The sequence below is a fragment of the Pedobacter aquatilis genome (genome assembly GCF_030409415.1).
GTDB classification, from domain to species: domain Bacteria; phylum Bacteroidota; class Bacteroidia; order Sphingobacteriales; family Sphingobacteriaceae; genus Pedobacter; species Pedobacter aquatilis.
The window spans coordinates 115,218-135,832 of the sequence record NZ_JAUFPW010000034.1 but is presented as its reverse complement, the minus strand read 5'-3'; the positions used below and the strand labels follow the sequence as shown (position 1 = coordinate 135,832).

Sequence of the window (20,615 nt, the reverse complement as noted above, 5' to 3'; positions counted from 1 at the left end):
AGATGGTTTTAAAACTTAAACTATTTTTGAGTAACAACTGAATAATTTGGATCATCAATAATGTTGATTTCTATAACGGCTTCCGCATTTTTCAGTAATGTTCGGCAATCAGCACTTAAAGCTTTTAAATGCAAAGTTTTGCCAGCTTCAGCATAGCGTTGAGTAAGTTTATGAAGTGCATCAATCCCACTCATATCTGCTATCCTACTTTCAGAAAAATCAATTACAACTTTTTCCGGGTCGTTAACTACATCAAATTTTTCATTAAAGGCAGAAACTGAAGCAAAAAATAATGGTCCATATATTTCGTAGTACTTCATGCCGAGTTCATCAGTATATTTTTTCGCTCTAATTCGCTTTGCGCTTTCCCACGCAAAAACCAACGCAGAAATAATAACACCAACCAAAACTGCCAATGCCAAATTGTGTAGAAGGATGGTAATTAGCGCTACCGTTATGCCAATAAAAATGTCTTGCTTTGGCATTTTATTAATAATTCTGAAACTAGCCCATTCAAATGTGCCAACCGCAACCATAATCATTACTCCAGTTAGTGCCGCCATCGGAACACGCTCGATTATTGGAGCGCCAAAAAGTATAATTACAAGAATAGTTAAGGATGCGATAATACCAGATAATCTTGCCCTAGAACCCGATGAAAGATTTACCAAGGTTTGTGCTATCATCGGACAACCACCCATACCGAAGAAAAATCCATTAGCAATATTTGCAGTGCCTTGCGCTAAACATTCTCTGTTACCATTTCCCTTTGTTACAGTAATTTCATCAACTAAATTAAGGGTTAGTAATCCTTCAGTTAAGCCAACACAAGCCATAATCAAAGCATACGGAAAAATAATTTTTAGTGTTTCTAATGCAAATGGAATTTGAGGAATGTGAAATGGCGGAAAGCCACCACTTACAGAGGCAATATCTTTAACGGTTTTGGTATTAATATTAAATAACATAACTAATGTAAATACCATAATAATTGCCAGTAAAGATGGTGGAAAGGCCTTAGTAAACCTTGGAGTAATTACAACGATGGCTATGGTTAATAAAACCAGACCTGCCATTAAATAAAGTGCATTTCCAGAAAGCCAAACTAACTCTCCATTTACCACTGTTTTAAATTGTTCCAATTGAGCAAGAAAGATAATTACAGCTAATCCGTTAACAAAACCATACATTACCGGCTGAGGAACCAATCTGATAAATTTCCCAAGTTTAAATAGTCCGATAAGAATTTGAATGGCTCCGCCTAAGATTACTGCAGCAAATACATATTCAATCCCATTTGATTTCATTAAGGCTATGAGTACAATAACTGTTGCACCTGCTCCACCAGAAATTAATCCAGGTCTACCACCAAATATGGATGTAACCAAACCCATTATAAATGCAGCATATAATCCAACCAATGGCGGAAAGCCTGCCAGAATTGCAAATGATAGTGACTCAGGCATCATGGTCATTGCAACCGTAAGTCCTGCTAAAATTTCATTTCTATAATTAACTTTTTGGTTAAAATCGAATAGATTTAATAATGATTTCATATTTGATTCAAAGGTAAATTAATTTAAAATGTTAAATCGGTTTTAAATTAATTTACACGTTAAATCATCTCCATTTTATTTAAAAAGTGAAGCAAATAGCTTATTTGAATGCAACTTTGCATCATGATCATAAATATGTGAGGTGCTCATAATTTCATTTACACCATATTTAGTAACAAAGGCATCTAAATTATTTTTTATGGTACCAGCACTACCAATAAACGAATAATACAACATTTGTTCAACTGCATCCTTTTCCACCGCATCCCAAATCAAATTCATATTTTGAACCGGTGGTTTCAATTTTTCACGTTTGCCTGTTATCACACCTAAAAACATTCTTTTTACCGAATTTGATAAAACCTCGGCCTCATCGTCAGTATCGGCTGCAACAACATTAACACAAGCCATTACATAAGGCGATTGCAGAAATTCTGATGGCTGAAATTCATTTCTGTAAATTGCAATCGCTTGCTCAAAATATGTAGGTGCAAAATGGCTCGCAAATGCATAAGGCAATCCTTTAGCAGCTGCTAACCGGGCACTATCTGTACTAGAGCCTAAAATCCAAATCGGAATATCCAAACCTTCTCCAGGTATCGCCCTAACATTAGATGTACGGTTATCAGCAGAAAACAACCTTTGTAATTGTTCTATATCTTTAGGAAAACTATGTGCAGCATGAATGTTTTGACCTCTGATTGCCATAGCCGTAACCTGATCTGTCCCTGGCGCTCTACCCAAACCTAAATCAATTCTATTTGGATATAATGACGCAAGCGTTCCGAATTGTTCGGCAACAATCAGCGGTGAATGATTAGGCAACATGATCCCTCCAGAACCAACTTTAATCGTTTTTGTTCCTCCAGCCACAAAACCTATTAAAATTGCTGTTGCTGAGCTGGCCACCCCGGCCATATTATGATGTTCTGCAAACCAATAACGATTGTAACCTAAATTTTCCGATTGCTGAGCTAAATCTAAACTACTTTTAAAAGTATCGGAGGCAGTGTGCCCTTCTAAAACAGTTGCAAGGTCTAATACGGAATATGGTATGTTTTTTAATAGATTATCCATTTTAACGAAAGTATATTACAGTAATAAACACAAAAATATCTTTAAAAAAGGCAAAGAAAGTGCAAGTTTTTACAAATGACCTTTATCAAACAGTTTATTTACCTGAAACATACAGTTGCTAAAATATGTTAAATGATTATGAGAATATTGCTACTTATCGCCCTGCTTACTTCTTCCATTTTTACCTATGCACAATTTAGCGACAGTACTAATTATCACATTGTAGCGTCATCTGCCGGTTCTATTAATAAAACCAATAACGAGCGGGCTTACATTTTAAACAACAACATTAACCTTGGAGTAAAGAAAAAAAGTATTGTATTTAACAGCACTTCTAGTTGGCTTTATGGTAAACAAAACAATGCACTTAGTAATAACGATTTTTCTACAACAATGAATTTGAACCTGTACAAGACATTTCCTAATTTCTATTATTGGGGATTAGTAAATTATAATACAAGTTACTCACTAAAACTTAAAAACCAGCTTTTAGCAGGTGCAGGTATTGCTTACAGTTTTATTGATACTACAAATGCATATATCAATTTAAGTAATGGCGTGTTATTCGACAGAAGTAGTCTTGTCGAAATGGCGGATTATAGCACCTTTAGAAATTCACTCAGGTTACAATACCACTTCCTAATAAAAAACATAATTTCAATTGATGGGAGTCATTTTCTTCAAAATTCATATTCCCGCAAAGGAGATTACATTATTAGATCGAGCACAACATTAGGCTTAAAAATTAGAAAATGGATTAGCTTTACAACCGCCTTAAATTATAATAGATTAAACGTTACACAACGTGAAAACTTGAATTTAACTTATGGTTTAAGTATTGATAAATACTTTTAACAACCTTAATCAACATTTAAAAAACTTTCGATAAACCTTTTGCGGTTTATCATTTCTAAATAAGGATAATCTCCAGATTGCTGCTTCCTGATTTTTAAATGGTAGAGAAACAATCCACCCAAATCAACAAAAATAGGTGCTTTTGCAGCATACCAAACTGTGTGTGGTTGTTTCCAACAGAAATGATAATAATTGGAAGTAATTTTTATATTCTTTAATTCGGGATGGTAAAAATTTAAAACCTTCGGTTTAATTAAATTTGTTGATGGTTCCGTTTTACGGATTACTGAAAGATGATCTGTGTTACAAAATTCAAAAGCTGCAAGTTTTGCATCATCCGGATTCGGAAGATTTTTTAATATTTTAAAGCCTTTAAACTTTTTACCATTCAATACCCATATCATTTTAGGATAGAAAGCTTCTCGGCTTTGCATTTCGATAAGTGTAATTGGCGAATTTTGAAATTCTATAGCTGTACCGCAATTTGTGTAAACATCTGTCCTGTGCAATTCGCCACTCTCCTGACAACAAAAAACTTTTTCTCTACACTCTACCGGAAATGCCTTTTTCCAATTTTTATGCCATATACTTTCCCTATGGTATTTCTCAAAAGGGTCGTTAGGGTAGGCTGATAAATCTCCATTAAAATATCTTAGAAGATTATCATCAACCTTATCCATTTCCTTTAAAAACGTTTAACACACTTGTTTTCCATTTGATGTAACCAAGATTACCACAAACGTAACCAACAAAGTTTTCTACATCTTCAGTAACATCATTTACCACTCTAAATCTTATCTTATATTTTGGATTATAGCTAATGTAAACTACTAAATCATCTTTTCTCTCACCAACAGAAAGCAATGGCTGCAAATGAATATCCTGAAGTTCGGCTGCTGCCTGCTTCAAGCGCTCATTCATTATTTTTCCCAGTGATGCATCGGGCACAAAATCTGTTTCTGTTATTGCAAGTACCGTAATTGTCATAAAGTATCTTCCTAATTATCTTCTTCTATTACTAATAAACGTAATAGAATACGGCAAAAATATACTAATATTTTTAGCAAGCAAATATTAAGCAATAATTTTTAACAGCTGCTGTATAATTAACTGTAGATAAGGAACATAAAATTTAGAGAAATTTAATCAAAAAATAGAGTATTACTAGCTATTACTTTAATTTCTCAAATAATTATGAAACAAGTTGATGGATTAATTAGGTCCATTATCTGCTACTTTATTTTTCTCGGAAGAAGAAATAACTAATAAGCTCACAATTGCAATACTGATTAATGTAGCCTGAAAAACTAAATGTTTTCGTTTCTTTTTTATTCCATTGTAAAGATTTAACGCAGCAATAACACCTGCTGCGCCAAATTCTATATTGCGCTGAATACGGTATGGAGTTGAACCTTTTTTTGTGAAATTTGCCCGCACCAAACTATTTACAACAGAGAAGCCAGGCTCTATGGTTTTCTTAACCGTTCTAGATTTCGCTAAGGTATTTACTAATTGATTAACTGGTGTTTTTGTAGTTGTTTTTTCTTTCATAGTTAAAAAGACAACCTCAGTAAAAGAAATTAAGTTTTGAAAAATTTCAAATAGTACCGAATGTGTGAATACATTTATCCTTAAAAAACCGCTATTCTCTATTAATTTTATTGGCTTTCTCGAAATACCTGCTAAAGTAAAGCGCTTGATATACAACGGCATTGCCCCAATATTCCATGTTATGTACGCCCGGTCTAATGATGAAGTCATGAGGAATATTTCTATCTACCAACTTATCATGCAAGGCTACATTAACTTTGTAAAAAAAATCACCAGTTCCACAATCAATTATGATAGCAAGTTTATTTGGGGTTAGCAAATGAGTTAGGTTTGTAACTGTATTATTTTCCCATCTTTCAGGATTTTCGCTGTACTTACCCAATCTTTTAGCCAAGTCCCAATTTTCTGGAAAAGGTCTAATATCTACACCTCCGCTCATGCTCCCGCAAGCGCCATAAACATCTTGATGTCGAAATCCAAGGTATAAACCTCCATGTCCGCCCATACTTAAACCTGTTATCGCTCTTCCTGTTCTATCTTTTATTGTTGAATATTTGCTATCGATATAACTTACCAATTCTGTTGATACATAAGTTTCATAGCGGTATGTCGGGTCTTGCGGACTATCGAAATACCAGCTTGTAACGCCACCATCCGGACAAACCACAATTATATTATGTCTATCTGATAATTGCCTAACCGTTTCCTTATCTGGCGTATTATTTACCCAATCAGAAAATTTCCCTCCTGCACCATGTAATAAATATAAAACAGGATATTTTTTATCTGTTGAGTATCCTTCTGGTTTTACTACCGCAGCCTTAATGTCCTTTTTCATTGCATTGCTACGAGTTAATACCGTATCTACAGTTGCAGAAAAACTTTCTGAAGCAGTTAATAATAAAGTGTTAATACCTAAAAGGATGAATAATTTAAGCTTCATAAAATCTAAATTGGTTTACGTACATATATAATTACCGACTAAAAATGTTATTTTGATTCTTGTTTACTGATTATTTAAGGATTATATAAATCCCAAACAGAACCTTGTTTTGCCACTTCTTTCATTTGTGCCATAATAAAGTCTGTTCCATTACATCTAAAATTAATCATACCAAACTTAATTTCATTGGCAGAATTAATAGAACGGGCAAGTTCTGTGGAAAATACAAGCGGTCTATCTGAAACAGAATATTTACCAGCACAACCAATTGCATCGGCACGTGGATGAGCGTAACTTTCGTTATCTCCTGAAGAAATGACTGTCGCAATTGGACTTACATGCTTCATAAAATCAACAGTAAACTCTGATGCGCCATGGTGACATGATTTTGCGACATCAACCCTGAAAGGATTATTTGATCCATAATGTTTTAATAGATGTTCTTCAGAAGGAATATTTAAATCACCACCAAATAAAAGACTTCTTTTGCCATAGTTTAGTTTTACTACAACACTATGGCCATTAACCGTATGTGCATCATCCTTAAAATAATCAAAAGCCGGTTTATTATTAACTTTCGCAGTTACAGGACCTAAAATTTCAAGGTTGAAATCTACATTTGTGTATTCATTAAGGTTTATTGTTTTGGTTGTGTGGTCAACCCGCTTAAAGGATTTTAAACGCCCTTCTTTTTTAGCATTTGATACCGCAAAGCAAAACTTTTCGTGCAATCGCTGCATCATTCCGGTATCTTTAAGTTTATTCAATTCTTCAATACTATCGAAACTGGTCGTTAGAAATGATTTGCCATTCAAATTCTCTTTCTTGCCTAAGCCGCAATTATACAAGGTTTTAAAACCTTCTTTATCCTCGTTAAATTTGGCAATACCATTATGTAAAATTGTACCGAAGGTGTATCTTACATCGTTTATAATATCAATTAAACATTCATAATGGTCTTTATCAAAATGGCTAACTACAATGTAATTGATATGAACTTTTTGATTCAAATTATGATAGTAAGTGTACTGCCACTTATTTAAATATGCAGCCATATTGTTACCAGGGCCACCATCTATAAGCATTTTAAAATTATTACCAACTTCAATTAAAGCTCCATCACCTTGCCCTACATCTACAAAAAACACCTTTAAGCCAGGCACATCTCCAATATCAGAATTATCTATCCAGCCATCAATTCCAAAAGCGCTAACCAATGAAAAGTTATTTTGAGTTTGCCCCAGAAGTTTAACATAAGAACCCATGAGCAAAGTATTGTTTCCACCTTTTTTAGTGTTTGATGGAATATTTTTAAAAGTATTTGCAGTTAGGCTGGTTACAATTTTATATACAGACATGGCTTATAATTTAGATTAAGAAAAGAATACCAATATAACATTTAACAAACTGCATTACAAATACTTAAAACGAGAGCTACTGATATTTAAGATTAAAATTTGTGAATGAAGCAACTTCTTCTGGTTTACCATTAAAATTTAAACCGATGCGTGGACTTCTATCCCATTGTGGTAAAAAGTTAACATTTACTTTAACTTCCGAATTAAGGATTTTCCAATCTTCTTGCCCTTCTTTATAAAATGTTGTGACTTCTAAATTAGTTGCAACCTTTAATTTTAACTCAACATTTTCTGCTTTATTAATTGTTTGTGAAGCTAATATTGTTTTCTGCTTATTTTGGACTTTCCAAAACTGAACCTGATTGCCAGTTATGCCAACACCTATTGCCGCACCTGCATCTCCGTAATAACTGATGCCTTTTAATGCATTATTTGAATTACTCACGGTAGTTGTTGCCTCAAAGATGGCAGATGTAGGACGAATGGTTAAAACAATTCCTGCTAAATTTGATGCTGCTATACTCCCAGACAAATTAAGCTTGCCATTTTCTTGTGAAATTTTTGGAATAGAATTTCGAAAATCCCATTGCCAGCTTTTATCAGGTGTTTTATCATTAAAATTAAATGACCCATCTTTTGAAGTATTTGAACCTGAAATTTCTTTAAACTTTGGCCAGCCTTTTTTTTCTGGCCATGTTAATTCTGCTAGCATACCTTGCCGGCCAGCAAAAACTGTAGTTTCTTTGTTATATGCATGGTACAAATAATAATTTTTACCTTGTTCGGTTTTAACGAAAGTACCATGACCAGAGCATTTCCAAGATTCATTTTCTGCCAATATTGGATTTTGAGTGTATTTCTCGTATGGTCCTTTAAATGATTTTGAACGGGCAACGCCCACATTATAATCGCATTGTATTCCACAACATCCTCCGGCAGAGTAAAACATATAATAATAGTCGCCAACCTTCATAAAGCTTTGTCCTTCTAAACCTTTACCAGCATCATCTTTCATCATAGAAAATGTTTCGCCCTCGATTTTTAGACCATCATCAGATAATTTAACACCTAAAATTTCGATTGGTCTTTTATCAAGACCATAAGCTTTGTAAGTAATATACTTTATCCCATTATCAACAAAAACAAAACCATCAATCGCTTCCATTCCATGTTCTATAATTACACCATGGTCTGTAAACCCTTTATCTGGAAATTTTGAAGTTGCAACTCCAATACATGATATATTATCTTTTTTCCGCCTTGCGGTATAATAAATAAAATATGTACCTTTTTGGTAATAATATTCAGGCGCCCAGAAAGAACCTGAAGTCCATTCTGGTGCTTTATCAAATACATATCCGGTTTGTTTCCAGTTCATTAAATCGCTGGATGCGTAAACTGGAAAATGTGGTGCCCATTCAGAGGATGTACCAATAGCAAAATATGTATCCATTGCTTTAATAATTGATGGATCTGCAAAATCACCAGAAATTACGGGTTTGATAACATTTTGCGCAGATAAATTATTAATAAATAGTGATGAGGTAATTGCAATAATTAGCAGCAAGTATTTGGGTAGATTCATTTAACTAAATTAATTTTAATTATGAATATTCTTTAAGTATCAATCTTTATTTTACAAAGGTTGATAGTTCTTGTAAAATAACTTATATTTAATTATACCACCGGATTAATTCAATCCATCATAAAAATTCAAAATTTTCATTTTTTATAAGTCTGTTTCTAGTCCGACTCAAGTCCGTGTATAGTCCGTGTTAAATCCGAGTATACTAGTTCCGTACGCCAATTGTAAACTCAGTGTGAAAGCATCCTGCACCCATGATATCCAACTTCACCGGAAAGGATTTCCAAGCAAGTATCATGTTATAGCACTGGAATAGGAATAGTATAGAGAATATATAAATGGTAATGGCGCAGATTTAAACCACCCCCAGCCCCTCCTTGAAATAAGGAGGGTAGTTTTCCCTCAATTTTAAAGTCATATCCGAAGCAATAAATTATGGAACTTATGCTTATACATCATGCTATCCGGCCTAGCAGATTTTGGAGGCAGAAAGCAAGGAAAAACATCTACTACCTGTAAATACGAATTATAACAAGGAGATTTTCAGTCCCGATTTTTCTTCGGGGCCTCAAATCTCCGCAATAAGTATTTCCTTAGCTTTATGCAACAAAAGATGCCAGCCTTGATCTTTTGTTTCTTTTGCATCAAGGCAAAAGAAAAAGCCAAGTCTGGTTAGGACAAAAATATCTATTAAACCACCCCCCCAACTCCTCCTTGAAAATAAGGATCGGAGTTTTCCTCAAAGTTTAAAAGCTTGCGAATTGGAATAATCAACCAAAAAAAGCAGCTCTTTTCAGAACTGCTTCGAAATAATTATTGTTAATTGTTCGCCGTACTAATTCGCATCAAACCATAATTTTGTGGTAAGTAAATCTGCACCTTGACTGGCAACAGCATTTCTATAACTTTGCCCGTTTAAAGATTGCTCTGTACCAGGGTAAATGAAACGAACAGGGATTTGTCCGTTAAGAACTGTATTAACAGAAGCGGTTAACACAGGATAGTCCAATCTTCTGCGTTCAGCCCAAGCTTCTAAACCTTGTCCGAACAAGGCAAGCCATTTTTGTTCACCAATCGTTTTTTTATAATTAGATGCATCGTATTGTACAGCAGTTTGAGCCAAATAAGTCGCAACCGCAGCATCGCTAACAGAAAACTGTTTTAGTGATGCAGTAACACCCTGTCTAAATAAATCTGCTGCATTTTCTGTTGTTAAACCTCTTGCAGCAGCTTCAGCTCTATCAAAAAGCAATTCAGCATAACTAAAAATAACCGCAGGCGATTGTGGGGCAAGAAAGTACGCCCCAGGTTTTGATGTTCTTGCAAAACCTAAATTACTTGCTTCTGAATTTGTTAATCCATTCGGTAAACCAACATATTCTTGAGGTGTAGCCGTTTGAGTTTTACTTGCGTAAATGGCTAAACGTGGGTCGTTCAGGGCGAATAATTTATCTACAATTGTTTTGCTGATGCGGTAATCATCTCGGGTATCAAATTGTGCACTAACCGGATTTTGCTGAGGCGATATTTGATAAATTAGCTGAGCGATATCTGTATTATCACTGATAAATAAATCACCGTCGGCACTTATTTCATCTAAAACTTGTTTTGCTTTTGCAGGCTCTTTATCCGCAATGCGTAAAGCAATTCTTAAACGAAGCGAATTAGCTAATTTTTTCCACCTTGTGATGTTGCCACTATAAATGATATCGCCAGCAATTGCTTTGCCACTTGGGTCCAAAACTGTTTTAGCTGCCTTTAAATCATCTAATAATCCAAAATACACATCTTTTTGCTTATCGTAAGCCGGAGTAATATATTCATTTAATTTTCCAGCCTGACTGTAAGGTATATCGCCATAAGCATCAGTTAAAAGCAAAAAAGACCAAGATCTTAATGTAAGTGCAACACCCCTATAATTCGGATTGTTTGTTGCATTACCAATCTCTATTATTTTATTAAAACCGGTTATACTTTGTGCATAAAGTGTAGACCAAAGCGAGGTAAAACTACTGTTAGAATAGATAAACCTATCTTCTTCAGTATATTGAACTTTTGCCCAATGTTGTGAAAATAACAAGCTAGAATTCATGTTGTTTGTTGTTCCCCAGTAAGCATCGGTAGTATTTTTTATCGCAGCAGTTAATAAATAATCTGGCTGTGCATTTTCGGTAGCGTTAGGGTTAATGTTTACTTCATCTAATTCTTTTGCGCATGAAGCCAACAAAAGAGTGATAGATAGCAGACTATATAGAATATTCTTTTTCATGGTGATTTTAGAATTTGATGTTAAGATTTATACCATAGGTACGCGTTGTTGGATTAGAAAGGCTTTCCAAACCTTGGCCGTTTCCTGTATTAAAAGCCACTTCAGGATCGATATCGACAACATTACGATGAAGAATTGCAAGATTTCTACCTACAAAGGCAACAGAAACGCCTTGTAGGCTTAATGGTTTAAGCCATTTTGCAGGTAGATTATAGCTCAACCTAACTTCACGAAGTTTAACGTAAGAGGCGTCAAAAATATTTGCCTCATCTATCGTACGGAAAGATTTGTAGTACTGCTGCGCAGGAAGAATTTTCTCATTCTTTTTTCCATCCGCAGTTACTCCATCAAATATCATCCCGTCATCGTAAACCGTTACCCCTGCCGGAGCCGCGTTATTAGACGTTACTCTAACGGTTCCATTTGCTTTCAAATTACCTGGGTAGTAGTATGAAATACCGCCAAACTCTGCACCACGACCTGGCAAAGTAGAGGCTAAAACACCTGTATAAGTTCCGGTCGCATAGGTCCCATTATAAATCGAACCACCAAAACTAGCGTCTATCAATACACCCAGACTTACACCTTTATATGTAAAAGTATTTGAAATGCCACCAATCCAATCTGGAGTATATTTACCTAAAACTCTTTTAGTTGGATCAGTCTGTGGCGCACCAGTAGCATTAACAACAATATTTCCACTTCCATCTCTTAAAAATGCATTGCCGAAAAGCGTTCCATAAGGCTGACCAACGGCAGCAATAACCTGCGCTGAATTGGTTGCAACAACATAATTTTGCAGTAAACCTGCTTTATCAAGTTCAATTACTTTGCTACGGTTAGCCGCATAATTTACATCAACATCCCAAACAAAAGCTTTTTTAACTGGCGTGATACCTAACTGAACCTCAATACCTTTGTTATTGATTTTCCCTGCATTAAGCAATTTAGATCTAAATCCGGTACTCGGACTCACATCAACACTTAAAATTTGGTCGTAACTATTGGTGTTATATAAACTAATATCGAAGCGTAAACGTCTTTTAAACAAAACTGCTTCGGCACCAAATTCTGATGATGTAGTCGTTTCTGGTTTTAAATCAGGATTAAGATCTGTAGTAGATGCTGTGAGTTGTGGATTGCTACCAAATGGCGCACCGAAACCATAGGTATTAATTAAGCGGTAAGGATCTGCATCTTTACCAACTTTAGACCAACCGCCCCTTAGTTTAGCATAATCAAGTATATCGCTCTTAATATCAAAAGCTTCGGTAACTACAAAACTTCCGTTAAATGATGGATAAAAATATGATCTATTTTGAGCAGGAAGTGTAGAAGACCAATCGTTACGAGCCGTGATGTTAGCAAAAAGGTAGTTTCTGAAACCAATTTGTGCAGATGCATAACCGCTGTAAGATTTAAGCTTGCTGTAATTATTTGAAGAAGTTAGCGGATCGCGTGAGTTACTTAGTGTATATAAACCCGCAACAGCAAGCCTTGGTGCACTCTGGTCGTTTTGTTCAATGTATCGTGAGCGAATGTTTGTTCCTAAAAGCGCTTCTAAGCTAAAATCATCATTAAGTTGCTTGCTGTAATTTAGGGTTGCATCTGTATTATTCTCGTTTACAGTAAAAGCACTTTCAGTATAAGAACCAAATGGTGTACCATTTGTACCGTAGGCGATTCTAATTTTACGTCTGTCGTTGTAATAATCGGTTCCGGTACGGAAATTAAAATTCAAACCATCAATTATTTTATAATTTAAGCCGATGCTACCAATTATTCTATTTCTGTTCTGAGAAACTGTATTTTCATACGCTACCCAATATGGATTGCTGTAATAGCTATTATTCCAGTTAAACGTATTTCCGTTTTCATCTAAATAATTTTTTAGGCGATTAATATCTACTTGCCTTCCAAACCATGTAAATTGAAGCATCGTACTGGTAGAACGAGAACCACCTGTTCCAGGTAAATTATCAGAACCTAATTTGCTATAATTTGCATTAGCCGTTAAGCTTAATTTCGGATTAATTCTTAAGGTTGTATTTAAGGCAAAGGAATTTTTTCCTTGTCCGGAGTTTGGAACAACACCAACCTGTTTTAAATTATTGTAAGATAATCGGTAATCGAATTTTTCGCCGGCATCTTCAATCGCTATTCCACTAGTTAAGGCATAACCAGTTTCAAAAAAATCGCGAACATTATCTGGATGTGCTTCAAATGGAACAGCTACCCCTTTCGAATAAAATTGTGGTATAAGCTGACCATTCATTCTTGGTCCCCAACTTTCATCCACACCATCGTTTACCCCAGCGCCTCTCCCATCCACATAACTAAATTTCCCTTCGGAGCCTTGTCCAAATACATCCTGGTATTTTGGAAGTGTGAGTAAGGTTTCAATTACGGCGTTCGAATTGAAAGTAACGCCTAATCCTTTTTTGCTTTTACCAGATTTAGTCTTGATGATGATTACACCAGCAGCTGCACGAGAGCCATAAAGTGCCGCAGCATTCGGCCCTTTTAAAACACTCATCGATTCAATATCATTCGGATTGATATCGGAAATTGTATTGGCATAATCCCTTGCGCCTGCGGAATTGAGTTGCGAGTTATCTACAGGAATTCCGTCGATAACAAAAAGCGGTTGGTTATTACCAGAAATTGAAGTTTCTCCACGAATTACAATTCTGGATGAACCCATATCGCCTTGACTATTTGTTACTCTAACCCCGGCAACTTTACCCGCAAGGGCATTAACCAAATTAGTTTCTTTAGCTTCTGCTAAATTTTCTCCTTTTAATTCTTGAACGGCATAACCCAGTGATTTTTTCTGTCTGGAAATACCTAAGGCGGTAACAACAACTTCATCAAGCGAGTTGTTGGCATCGCTTAAAATAACAGATAAAGATGATGAACTGCCAGAAACTTCTACTTCTTTAGTCGTGTATCCTATGTAAGAGAACACTAATGTGGCTTTTCCATTTATACTGATTGTAAAAACGCCATCATTATTAGTTATAACTGCTTGTTTTGTGCCTTTAACAAATACTGAAACCCCTGGTAAAGCTTCGCCTGTGGCATCTTTAACGGTCCCCGAAATATTAGCATTCTGTGAATAAGCAAATGTAGATAGCAACAGCAAAAACAATAATGTTAAATGCTTAACTTTTTTAAACATGATTGATTAAATTAGTGATGATTAGTTAAAATTTAATTTTTAGACAAAGCGATGCCACCTCGCTGCAAAAGCGATTTTTTTAATGACAATAAATTTCATTTTGGATTTAGGCTTAAAGCCCGAAGCTATGCACTACAACACAGCGCCTTGCACATTCGAATGGTTTTACAGCTTTTTAAAAATGCTGATAATTTTGATTTTTGCTCGTTAGATTTTTCCATTTCTACATTATTTTACAGCATTTAAAATGCAAATCGGTTTAATTCTTCGAAATACTTTTACAAAAAAAGCACTTCCGAAAAATCAGAAGTGCTCTCATATATTGTCATCAATATTCTTTTAGCATCAAACTGACTTAACTACCCCATTACAGGTTGGAATTAGCACCATACTTAAAATAAGCTGGTTGCTAAGGTTTCAAAGGGCCATTCCCTCCACCTTTCTCGATAAGCATTCTTAAATAACTGGTGCAAATATAGTATAAAATTTTAATAGTCTATAATTTCTATAGATTTTATTGAAAATATTATTTCTTACGATAAACGATACTTACATTTGTAGCCGATATAACAAATCACCCTTACATGAATATTAAATATACAATGTTAGCCTTAAGCCTCGGCTTTACCTTAACAACAGCAATAGCACAAACAAATCCATCTACCTTAAAAGTAAAATCCGCATACACTGCCAACGGAAACTATCGCGGTATTTTCAAAATAAAACAAGGACTCGAAGTTCCCTTCAATTTTGAGATTGATAAAGACAAAATAACTTTTATTAATGCTGATGAGCGGTTTGATGGTGGAAAAGTTTATCAACAAGGTGATTCCCTTAAAATAAAAATAGATCAATTTGATAATGAGTTCGCCTTTAAAATTAGTGGTGATTCTTTAAGCGGTACTTTAAGAAAACAGGATAACTCTGGAAAACCAACTTCTGTTGTGGCAAAGAGAGGTGAAAAATTTAGGTTTAAATCATCAGGAGCAAAACCAGCGGCTGATTTCTCTGGAACGTATGATGTAACTTTTAAAAACGCTAGTGGTACAGATGAAAAAACTGTTGGCGTGTTTAAGCAAAGCGGCAGCAAACTAACAGGCACTTTTTTAAGAATAACAGGCGACTCACGTTATTTGGAGGGAGTTGTTGAAGGAAACAACTTTTACCTATCTAGTTTTATTGGCTCTACTCCTTCTTATTACAAAGGTACATTTTCTAATAACAACGAAATTGTAGGTGAATCTATAAATGCTCGAGGCAGCATTGCCTTTGCAGGTATTCAAAACCAAAATGCTGAACTACCAGATGCTTATAAACTTACTTATCTTAAGGATGGATACAAAACTTTAGATTTTTCATTCCCAGATGTAAATGGCAAAAAAATTTCGCTTAGCGATGAAAAGTATAAAGGTAAGCCGGTAATTTTAACCATAACCGGAACCTGGTGCCCTAACTGCGTAGATGAGGCTTCTTTTATTGCGCCTTGGTATAAAGAGAATCGCAATAAAGGCATTGAAGTTATTGCAATTCACTACGAAAGACAACTGGATTCTGCATATGTTAAAAAAGCATTAAATAATTTTCGAGAAAAATTTGGTATTGAATACGACCAGGTTGTTGCCGGAAAACCAGATAAAAAACTGGTTGCCGAATCGCTTCCTGCTTTAAATAACTTCTTATCATTTCCTACAACCATTTTTATCAATAAAAAAGGCGAAGTTGCTAAAATCCATACAGGTTATAGTGGTCCCGCGACAGGCAAATTCTATACGGCTTTTGTTAAGGAATTTAATAAAGAAGTTGACAGCTTATTGAACGAATAGCTCGAAAGAATCAATATACATAAACAGAGAAAGCCCTAATTAGGGCTTTTTCTGTTTATAATTATTTATGCTAACTTCCTGATTTGCTTCCGCTAGATTTCACATCATCATTGCTAATGCTACGTTGGCTCTTTTTTATAGAATCTTTTAACTTTCCAAACTTCCAGCTTAAGCTCATATTAAAAGAACGGTTATAGTTTTCGCCCCGATAACGCTGTGTAAAGTTTGGTCCTTCAGTTAAAGTTTCATAGTATCTGTATTTTATAAATGGATTATTCACCCCTGCAGAAATTGTAAGTTTATCTTTTATAATCTCCTTACTTCCACTAAAAGACATGTAATAATATTCACCAGAACGTCCTTGCAACAATACATCAGCAGAGCTATAATTAAAGCTTGCATTTGCCCGCCACTGCTTTTCGAATTTGTAACCCGTATTTAAATAAACATAACCAGCTAAACCATCGTTTTTGGTTAAAACGCCATTAATTGCGCCTTCCAACCATGTATAACCTATATTTCCGCTTACACTTAAATTCCAGTTTTTTGTTAGAGGATAATTAACATTTATATTTGTATTTAGATTTTTATTTCTACCTACGTTAGCAAAACTCGTTCTGGTAATTTTATCAATATCATTATAAATAGAAATATTTTGAATGGTATTATTGGCAAAGCTATAAGCTAAACCAAGGTTTACCGAACCGGTTTTAAACCTGCTGTAAGTCAGCTCAAAATTATTACTCAAAACAGCCTTCAAATCAGGGTTTCCTGTTGTTTCAAAATTAGGTACTGATCTATCTACAAAGGGATTCAAGTTATCAATTCCCGGGCGCTCAATACGTTGCGTAAAACCAAAATTTAAATTGCTTTGATTTTTAAATTTCCTGTTTACAGAAAACGATGGAATTATATTAAAATAGTCGGTGTTAACATTTGATGCATTACTAATGAAATCTGCCTTTACAAAAGTTTCTTCAATACGAACACCAGCCTTAAAACCCCAATTTGTTAAATTGTAAGAGTAAGAATTATAAGCCCCAATCACGTCTTGATTGTTGTCAAAAATATTGGTTCTTGATGGAACAATCTGATAATCGCCTGTAATTGCATTAAACTGCCTGTATTCAAAATTACTATTGTTATCTCTCAAGATTCCTTTCAAGCCACCTTCAATATTGAGTTTTCCTACCGGATGCACGTAATCTAACTGGATGGTTTGTTCTTTCGATCGGCTATCGTTTTCCTGAATGTAATTTGGCTCCGTAAAGTTTTGTCGGTTTGAGAATGTTAAATCATTTTTCTGAGGATTACCCCCATTATTGAATTTATAAGAGAAGGTTAATAATCGTTCTTTATTACTTTTAAAACCGAGTTGGTAGTTTAAAGTCATATCTAAACCATTCCAATCAAATCGGTTTTGACTCAATAAATCGTAAGCAGTTAGTTGTGTTGGTGTACTTAATCTGAAAATCTGGTTATTGGTAGATTTATTATATCCACTGTAAGGGTTTATTTCAGCAGTAATTAAATTCAAGGTATCAATTTCAAAACTTAGTTCTGCACCGCCGTAACGATAGTTATTGTCAAATTTTCTTCTTCCGATATTAGATAATTCTGATGGATTAGCACCTAAAGTTACCCTGGAATTTACGTTTTGTGTTTCTGGTGATGAATAAAAACCAGTACCACCATAAGCAGTAATACCAAACTTACCCTGTTTAACCGTTAAAAAACCGCCAATACCTGGACCACCAACCGGGAATTGGTGTCGAAGATTTAAACTTCCGTTGTAACCATTATCTATTTTTTTATTTGTGATGATGTTGATAATCCCGGCAAGACCTTCACTATCGTATTTAGCTGGTGGTGTTGTAATAACTTCTATCTTTTGGATTGATGAAGCCGGCATACTACGCAATACATCTTTCGGACTACGGGCAACCATACTCGAAGGCTTTCCGTTTATTAAGATTTTGTAGTTTCCACTACCTTTAAGCTTAATATTATCATCAGCATCTAAAGATAATAATGGCACTTTTCGCATCATATCCAATGCGGTTAAAATTTTGCTCTCCGGGTCTGCCTGTATGTCGTAACTAATTCTATCAACCTCTTGCTTAATAACCGGACGCATCGCACTTACTGAAACTTCACTCAGGTTATTTACTTGTGATGAAATGCTGATTTTACCAGCATCGAAAGTGGTTTTAGCTTCACTTAATTCAAAGTTTACAGTTTTAGTATTATAACCTATGGCAATTGCAGTTAAAGTATATTTTCCTACAGCGATGTTGTTGAATTCAAATAAGCCTTTTTCTGATGTTACTGTTGTTTTAACTGCAACGCCATCTTTCTTTATTGCTAATGTTATAAATTCGATTGGTTTTTTGGAAGTCGAATCAACAACTTCACCTTTAACATTTACTGTAGTTTGACCGAAAGATTTACTAAAAGATAGAGAGATTAATAACAAAAGACAGAATTGAAAAAATCTTTTGTTGAGCATTGATAATTTAGGATTTCGCATTTAATAGTTAGATAGATATAAATAAAAAGGAATTGACGCAAGTACAACTTAATAGAAGACGCAAGAAAAATTTAAACGTTGCATCAAACTAAATTTATTTTAATTGTACTTGCGCCAATAGACAAAAATATATTAAAAATCTTATGGCTGTTCTAAATATATATTTCCGTAAGATGAATTAAAATCATAACTCGGTCCTTTACCCGGCGTAGCATTAATTGCAGTGTAAAAACGCTCTTCCTTTACTTCGTTTTGCTTTAAATCTAAATTGGTGTAAATCTTACCAAAACGATTGGTCATTCTAAGTTTGCCAATTAATTGCTGGTCTAATTTGGCCTCAATTCCGCCATATGTAGCTTCAACTTTAATCGGTCCTTTAAAATTCTGCAATTCTACAAAACCGTAAACAGAGGTAATTTCAGTATTCAGATTTGCCGGTATTTTAACATCAACAACTATCTGCATATCTCTTGTTTGGTAATTAGATTTAACTGAACCGCTTGGCTGTTCTTTTACAAAAACATCCACATCTGCTTTGGTCGCAAAGCGATGTTTAACACCACCCACGGTAACAAAATAGCTATATGGTATTTTCTCCATATCAATTTTGTTTTTGATAAAAATCTTGCCATCGGATTCACTTTTCTCTAAATAAAAAACTGATTTTTCATCAACCCCTTCTACTCTAACTGTAGCCTCAACAGAAATTTCATTTTTATCCCAGGTACTCACTCGAACGGTTTTCGGGAAATCAAAATTTAACACCACAGCTTGCGCATTTTTAACCGTATAATTTTCGCTTATTTTACTTTGAGAATAGGCAATACAAGGCACTATGGCTGTAAATAGCCAACATAATATTGGTTTCATAATTTAAATGTTTATGGCTCAGGAAATTGCTGAATTGCTTTGCGAGCCGATTAGAAAAATGAATTATTTTACGCGAAGGTATACGTTTTCGTAGCTAGATTTTAACACTAAATTGCTTCCGCCACCGTTGATGGTTCCTTTGATATCTTCAGAACTGCGACCGCCATAAGCTGCTAATCCCAAACCTGAAATTGTAGTACCTCTCCCATTTCCAAAAACACTCGTAAATCCAGTTGTGCCTTCCACAACTTTTACACCATTAATAATTGTATTTAACCCGTTTACTGTTGTAGTAGTGCTTGTTGAAGCTTTGCTGTTTGCTTGTTGTTCTGTTTGCGTCCGCTCTGTTTTATCAATTGCAATTTTAAGTTCATCAGCAGCATACAATTTTCCATAACCAGATGATAGCTCTACATTTGCTTTTACACTTGCTGGTAAAGAAACGTCAACATGGCCATATACCGATATAATAGAAACCGGTCCTTTTACTTCATTTAGAAAGCTTGCATCAATACTACCAAATAATGATTTGACACTCATCGGGCCGCTATTATTCTCCAATTTAATTTTGTTGTAGCTTGATGATACTTCAATTTCACTTTTTAGGTTTTTCAAAATCAAATCGCTATGGTACATGTTGCTCTGGTTTGTAAACTTTACTTTAACACCTTGAGGAACTTTAATGGTTAGTACACCTTTAAGCTCTTTATTAACTGTGTTTACATTAATTTCCGAACCTTGGCTGGTAACATCAATACCTAAACCTGTGTTATCTGTAAAACCCGAGCCCGTAATTACCCTTAAACCTTTTGCTCTTTCATCAACAACTTCTTCTTTAAAAGTAGGAATAGAAAAAACGATTTCGTTACCACTATAACCCTCTATTATTGCACCAGAAATATTCAAATTTAATTGCCCTGATGATTTACTTAATTTGTATTCTTTCTGTGCTGATGCAGATAAAGTGATTGCAAGCATAGAAAAAAGAACGATGAATTGTTTTTTCATAATTTTTTA

At 34.8% G+C, this 20,615-nt stretch carries 15 protein-coding genes and 1 riboswitch; of the genes, 2 read left to right on the top strand and 13 right to left on the bottom strand.

Features of this window, described 5'->3' with window-relative positions; translation table 11 throughout:
* Nucleotides 1-20: 20 nt before the first annotated feature.
* On the bottom strand, nt 21-1,556 hold the full coding sequence (locus tag QWY86_RS16560) for a SulP family inorganic anion transporter (RefSeq protein WP_290243623.1): 1,536 nt from the start codon (nt 1,554-1,556) through the stop codon (nt 21-23).
* 75 nt (nt 1,557-1,631) lie between these two features.
* Entirely contained in the window at nt 1,632-2,633 is a 1,002-nt protein-coding gene (locus tag QWY86_RS16555) for an LLM class flavin-dependent oxidoreductase (protein ID WP_290243622.1), read from the bottom strand.
* A gap of 138 nt (nt 2,634-2,771) precedes the next feature.
* Here QWY86_RS16555 and QWY86_RS16550 point away from each other — a divergent pair, with 138 nt between their 5' ends.
* Nucleotides 2,772-3,488 carry a DUF481 domain-containing protein gene (locus tag QWY86_RS16550; RefSeq protein WP_290243620.1) on the top strand — a complete coding sequence of 239 codons (717 nt, stop codon included), beginning with the start codon at nt 2,772-2,774 and terminating at the stop codon, nt 3,486-3,488.
* Nucleotides 3,489-3,493: 5 nt separating this feature from the next.
* Here QWY86_RS16550 and QWY86_RS16545 read toward each other — a convergent pair whose 3' ends face one another.
* The 8 genes from QWY86_RS16545 to QWY86_RS16510 form a co-directional block, all read right to left on the bottom strand.
* Nucleotides 3,494-4,168: a competence protein CoiA family protein gene (locus QWY86_RS16545; RefSeq protein ID WP_290243619.1), complete on the bottom strand. Its 675-nt coding sequence runs from the start codon at nt 4,166-4,168 to the stop codon at nt 3,494-3,496.
* Nucleotides 4,161-4,475, bottom strand: coding sequence for a hypothetical protein (locus QWY86_RS16540; protein WP_290243617.1), 315 nt, complete (start codon nt 4,473-4,475; stop codon nt 4,161-4,163). Before QWY86_RS16540 ends, QWY86_RS16545 begins: the two co-directional genes overlap by 8 nt.
* A 225-nt stretch (nt 4,476-4,700) precedes the next feature.
* Nucleotides 4,701-5,039 carry a hypothetical protein gene (locus QWY86_RS16535; protein WP_290243616.1) on the bottom strand — a complete coding sequence of 113 codons (339 nt, stop codon included), beginning with the start codon at nt 5,037-5,039 and terminating at the stop codon, nt 4,701-4,703.
* Between the two features lie 91 nt (nt 5,040-5,130).
* Nucleotides 5,131-5,982: an alpha/beta hydrolase gene (locus QWY86_RS16530; protein ID WP_290243615.1), complete on the bottom strand. Its 852-nt coding sequence runs from the start codon at nt 5,980-5,982 to the stop codon at nt 5,131-5,133.
* 74 nt (nt 5,983-6,056) lie between these two features.
* A complete protein-coding gene (locus tag QWY86_RS16525) occupies nt 6,057-7,340 on the bottom strand; it encodes a ComEC/Rec2 family competence protein (RefSeq protein WP_290243614.1) in 1,284 nt (427 codons plus the stop codon).
* Between the two features lie 76 nt (nt 7,341-7,416).
* Nucleotides 7,417-8,925 carry a glycoside hydrolase family 43 protein gene (locus QWY86_RS16520; protein ID WP_290243612.1) on the bottom strand — a complete coding sequence of 503 codons (1,509 nt, stop codon included), beginning with the start codon at nt 8,923-8,925 and terminating at the stop codon, nt 7,417-7,419.
* 835 nt (nt 8,926-9,760) lie between these two features.
* The gene (locus QWY86_RS16515) at nt 9,761-11,194 is read right to left on the bottom strand and encodes a SusD/RagB family nutrient-binding outer membrane lipoprotein (protein ID WP_290243610.1); all 1,434 of its coding nucleotides are present in this window, start codon (nt 11,192-11,194) and stop codon (nt 9,761-9,763) included.
* Nucleotides 11,195-11,201: 7 nt separating this feature from the next.
* Nucleotides 11,202-14,375, bottom strand: a complete 3,174-nt coding sequence (locus QWY86_RS16510) for a SusC/RagA family TonB-linked outer membrane protein (protein WP_290243608.1) — start codon at nt 14,373-14,375, stop codon at nt 11,202-11,204.
* A gap of 352 nt (nt 14,376-14,727) precedes the next feature.
* Nucleotides 14,728-14,828, bottom strand: a riboswitch (SAM riboswitch).
* Nucleotides 14,829-14,959: 131 nt separating this feature from the next.
* On the opposite strand from QWY86_RS16510, the gene QWY86_RS16505 reads away from it, so the two are divergent.
* On the top strand, nt 14,960-16,198 hold the full coding sequence (locus QWY86_RS16505; protein WP_290243606.1) for a peroxiredoxin family protein: 1,239 nt from the start codon (nt 14,960-14,962) through the stop codon (nt 16,196-16,198).
* A 70-nt stretch (nt 16,199-16,268) separates the two neighbouring features.
* Here the strand turns inward: QWY86_RS16505 and QWY86_RS16500 are convergent, their stop codons facing one another.
* From QWY86_RS16500 to QWY86_RS16490, 3 genes are all read right to left on the bottom strand, one after another.
* Nucleotides 16,269-18,707: an outer membrane beta-barrel family protein gene (locus tag QWY86_RS16500; RefSeq protein WP_290243604.1), complete on the bottom strand. Its 2,439-nt coding sequence runs from the start codon at nt 18,705-18,707 to the stop codon at nt 16,269-16,271.
* 162 nt (nt 18,708-18,869) lie between these two features.
* Entirely contained in the window at nt 18,870-19,598 is a 729-nt protein-coding gene (locus QWY86_RS16495; protein ID WP_290243603.1) for a hypothetical protein, read from the bottom strand.
* A 63-nt stretch (nt 19,599-19,661) separates the two neighbouring features.
* Nucleotides 19,662-20,606 carry a DUF4097 family beta strand repeat-containing protein gene (locus tag QWY86_RS16490; protein ID WP_290243602.1) on the bottom strand — a complete coding sequence of 315 codons (945 nt, stop codon included), beginning with the start codon at nt 20,604-20,606 and terminating at the stop codon, nt 19,662-19,664.
* Between the last annotated feature and the right edge of the window lie 9 nt (nt 20,607-20,615).

Excerpts from the sequence above, each read along its gene's own strand:
- QWY86_RS16560 (WP_290243623.1), bottom strand. The coding sequence starts at position 1,556 with ATGAAATCATTATTAAATCTATTCGATTTTAACCAAAAAGTTAATTAT.
- QWY86_RS16555 (WP_290243622.1), bottom strand. The coding sequence starts at position 2,633 with ATGGATAATCTATTAAAAAACATACCATATTCCGTATTAGACCTTGCA.
- QWY86_RS16550 (WP_290243620.1), top strand. The coding sequence starts at position 2,772 with ATGAGAATATTGCTACTTATCGCCCTGCTTACTTCTTCCATTTTTACC.
- QWY86_RS16545 (WP_290243619.1), bottom strand. The coding sequence starts at position 4,168 with ATGGATAAGGTTGATGATAATCTTCTAAGATATTTTAATGGAGATTTA.
- QWY86_RS16540 (WP_290243617.1), bottom strand. The coding sequence starts at position 4,475 with ATGACAATTACGGTACTTGCAATAACAGAAACAGATTTTGTGCCCGAT.
- QWY86_RS16535 (WP_290243616.1), bottom strand. The coding sequence starts at position 5,039 with ATGAAAGAAAAAACAACTACAAAAACACCAGTTAATCAATTAGTAAAT.
- QWY86_RS16530 (WP_290243615.1), bottom strand. The coding sequence starts at position 5,982 with ATGAAGCTTAAATTATTCATCCTTTTAGGTATTAACACTTTATTATTA.
- QWY86_RS16525 (WP_290243614.1), bottom strand. The coding sequence starts at position 7,340 with ATGTCTGTATATAAAATTGTAACCAGCCTAACTGCAAATACTTTTAAA.
- QWY86_RS16520 (WP_290243612.1), bottom strand. The coding sequence starts at position 8,925 with ATGAATCTACCCAAATACTTGCTGCTAATTATTGCAATTACCTCATCA.
- QWY86_RS16515 (WP_290243610.1), bottom strand. The coding sequence starts at position 11,194 with ATGAAAAAGAATATTCTATATAGTCTGCTATCTATCACTCTTTTGTTG.
- QWY86_RS16510 (WP_290243608.1), bottom strand. The coding sequence starts at position 14,375 with ATGTTTAAAAAAGTTAAGCATTTAACATTATTGTTTTTGCTGTTGCTA.
- QWY86_RS16505 (WP_290243606.1), top strand. The coding sequence starts at position 14,960 with ATGAATATTAAATATACAATGTTAGCCTTAAGCCTCGGCTTTACCTTA.
- QWY86_RS16500 (WP_290243604.1), bottom strand. The coding sequence starts at position 18,707 with ATGCTCAACAAAAGATTTTTTCAATTCTGTCTTTTGTTATTAATCTCT.
- QWY86_RS16495 (WP_290243603.1), bottom strand. The coding sequence starts at position 19,598 with ATGAAACCAATATTATGTTGGCTATTTACAGCCATAGTGCCTTGTATT.
- QWY86_RS16490 (WP_290243602.1), bottom strand. The coding sequence starts at position 20,606 with ATGAAAAAACAATTCATCGTTCTTTTTTCTATGCTTGCAATCACTTTA.